The 2,475-nt window shown below is 65.6% G+C and carries 5 protein-coding genes; all 5 read right to left on the bottom strand.

The window, feature by feature from the left end; all coding sequences use genetic code 11:
• Positions 1-87 precede the first annotated feature (87 nt).
• Complete coding sequence (locus VFW45_04580; protein HEU5180041.1) at positions 88-675, bottom strand: hypothetical protein; 588 nt, start codon at positions 673-675, stop codon at positions 88-90.
• A 180-nt stretch (positions 676-855) separates the two neighbouring features.
• Positions 856-1,260 carry a VOC family protein gene (locus VFW45_04575; protein HEU5180040.1) on the bottom strand — a complete coding sequence of 135 codons (405 nt, stop codon included), beginning with the start codon at positions 1,258-1,260 and terminating at the stop codon, positions 856-858.
• An 11-nt stretch (positions 1,261-1,271) separates the two neighbouring features.
• Complete coding sequence (locus VFW45_04570; protein ID HEU5180039.1) at positions 1,272-1,613, bottom strand: rhodanese-like domain-containing protein; 342 nt, start codon at positions 1,611-1,613, stop codon at positions 1,272-1,274.
• Positions 1,614-1,650: 37 nt separating this feature from the next.
• The gene (locus VFW45_04565) at positions 1,651-2,145 is read right to left on the bottom strand and encodes an MmcQ/YjbR family DNA-binding protein (GenBank protein HEU5180038.1); all 495 of its coding nucleotides are present in this window, start codon (positions 2,143-2,145) and stop codon (positions 1,651-1,653) included.
• Between the two features lie 55 nt (positions 2,146-2,200).
• Positions 2,201-2,475: hypothetical protein (locus tag VFW45_04560; GenBank protein ID HEU5180037.1), on the bottom strand; the 275-nt coding region annotated here is incomplete at its 5' end.

Below are 2,475 nucleotides of genomic sequence, written 5' to 3'. Positions count from 1 at the left end.
CCATGTTTCTCCAGGTCCCGGGGTGAGGGCAGTCTACTCCCCGCGCAGACCGGGGACAAAAGCAGCTGTGCCGTGGTCCGGAGATTCCTAGCGTCGTGCCCCGCCGGCCGCCCGGCGCCCTGCCGGCGCGGCCCGTCTCTCCCGGCGGGGTGCCGGCTTCGCTTCCTTTGGCTTCACCACCGGCTTTTCGGGCTCCTCCGCCGAGACGCTCTCCAGGTCCGCAATGACGTCGCGCAGGAAAGCCGCCATCCGCTTTCTCTGGGTCGGAAGGGTGGCGCTCCACTTCTCGCTGTTGGCCCGCTTGTGGGCGATCTTGAACTTCAGCCCGGTGAGCGATGTCGTGTAATCGTTGGCGTTGAGCTTGCGGACGTTCTGATGCGCCAGGATGTACCAGTGGTACTCGGTGCCGACCGGCACGCCCGAGCCTTCCGGCGCGTGCCCCGCGCGGCGCTTGGTGACCGCGTAGCTGATCTCCCAGAGGTCCGGAGTGATCTTGGTTTCCTTCCATTCCCCCTCGTCGTAATACCACTTGTGGCTCCGGCCGATCTTCATCCCGGTGTACTTGCGCCCTTCATATTCCTTGAAGTCGTCGTAGGAAACCGCCGGATCGCTCTTGGCAGGGTTCTTCCGCGTCCGGTGGGCCCTCATGGATGTCACTTTCGCGTTCGTGGGCATGGCTCTTTCCTTTCCCGTCCGCCCGCCGCGGTGCGCCGGTGCCTTGCAGACCGCCGCTTTCTTAGGCAGGTGCTGTTCCATCATGGCCCCGGCCTCACTACCCGGCAATGCAGCGAGAGGAAAGTACCGGATAAACGGTAAGCGGGACTTGCCCGCCCCTCGATGCGGCGCAGCAGCGGCTTATGGGACGGGCGTGAGCGAAAGAGGCTGCAGCATGCTCACGCGATTGCCTTCCGTGTCGGTGAAGGAGACGTAGCGTCCTACTCCGGGGATTTCCATCGGCTCGCCCAGCACCTTGCCGCCCGCCTGCGCTACCTTGCGCGCCGCCGCCTGGATGTCCTCCACGGCGATGACGACGCTGGGAACCTGCGCCGGATAATCGCTCTTCTTCGGGTAGAAGCCTCCGTTGATGGCTCCGGGCTTCGTGGGACGCCCCTGGTCGTTGGTCTCGGTGGTCGTCGCCAGGACATAGCTTCCCATCTCCTGGCCGAGCACCTGAGTCTGCCAGCCGAAGGCCGATTGGTAGAACCGCGCCACGCGCTCGCTATCCTCGTAAGGCATCTCGAAATGGACCACGGAATTCATGGATCTCTCCTTTATTCGCCCGATTCGGTCGGCAGGTTGGCAGCCAGCCAGCCGCTGATTCCCGCGGACATGACCTGGACGTTGTTGTATCCCATCTTGCGGGCGCGGCGGGCGGCGTTCGGAGCCTTCATGCACATCGGGTTGGAGCAGTAGAAAACCAGGGGCGTTTCCTTGTCCGCCGGCAGATCGCTTTCCTCGTAGCCTGCCGGATCGAGGTGCCGCGCCCCGGGGACGCGCGCGTCGATCCAGCTGCTGAGGGAATTCACGTCCAGGATGGTGACCGAGTCGCTCTGGTTCAGCCGGTGCAGATTGTCGGGAGAGATGGTCCGCAATCCCATGAGTCGTGCAAGCATTGGCCGCACTCCGTCGACATTCCCCTGTCAGGGAGGTTCAATGATCACGTCCTTTTTTCGCGGCCGGCGAAGAGCGGCCGCCTTTCCCCTTCCCCACCGGGACCTTGCGCAAAGCGGCGGGCGCCACGAAGCGCCAGGCGTGCTCCAGGACCTCGTGGAGGCGCTTGCGATCCACGCTCGCCAGGCGCACGAGGACCGCAGGATAGTCGCGGTAGTGATCGGTGATGAAGAAAGTCTCAGGGTCCGCCTGCATCAGTGCCTCGCGCATCGGGAAGTCCACCTTGACCGCGAGCGTCTCCCCATCCTCCTTGAGGCGCGCCATGAACTTGCCGCGCACCTTCAACGATGGCGTTCCGTAGGACATGCCGTCTTCCACGCCCGGCAGGCCGAAAGCCAGCTCGCGGGCAATCTGGTAGGTAACCCCGACGGGCTTGCGGGGACGGCTCGGCGCCAATGAGCGCACCGCGCCCGCCGAGCGCTTGCGCTCCGCGCGCCGGGATTCGACCCGTCCGACGACAGACTTCGTCTTCATGTCCGCACCCTAGCACGAGCCGACGGCACAATCGAGACGCGGAGCGGGCCGCTCGTCAGGCATTCCGCCGCGCCTCGGAGTGTGCAACGGCGGCGAGCTGCTCCAGCTCGACGGCGTAGATCTTGCGAAGCAACGGCGGCCCCGTCATCCGCTCGATCCAGCCGCGCAGACCGCGCGCCTCCCATTGCGTGGCGATCTCGACGCGGCACGACTCGGCGGATTCATCCGCCACCCGGAAAGTCGTCCGCGCGCCGTTGTCGTCCAGGTCGGTTTCCACGAGGACGCGGCCCGGCTCCGGCTCGCTGACCTCCGAGCGCATCCGCCGGATGG

Source organism: Candidatus Polarisedimenticolia bacterium, from assembly GCA_035764505.1.
Taxonomy (GTDB): Bacteria; Acidobacteriota; Polarisedimenticolia; order Gp22-AA2; family AA152; genus AA152.
This window is presented reverse-complemented; position numbering and strand designations above follow the sequence as displayed.

Bases quoted from the DNA above. Each gene is read 5' to 3' on its own strand.
- VFW45_04575 (HEU5180040.1), bottom strand. From the start codon at position 1,260: ATGAATTCCGTGGTCCATTTCGAGATGCCTTACGAGGATAGCGAGCGC.
- VFW45_04580 (HEU5180041.1), bottom strand. From the start codon at position 675: ATGCCCACGAACGCGAAAGTGACATCCATGAGGGCCCACCGGACGCGG.
- VFW45_04565 (HEU5180038.1), bottom strand. From the start codon at position 2,145: ATGAAGACGAAGTCTGTCGTCGGACGGGTCGAATCCCGGCGCGCGGAG.
- VFW45_04570 (HEU5180039.1), bottom strand. From the start codon at position 1,613: ATGCTTGCACGACTCATGGGATTGCGGACCATCTCTCCCGACAATCTG.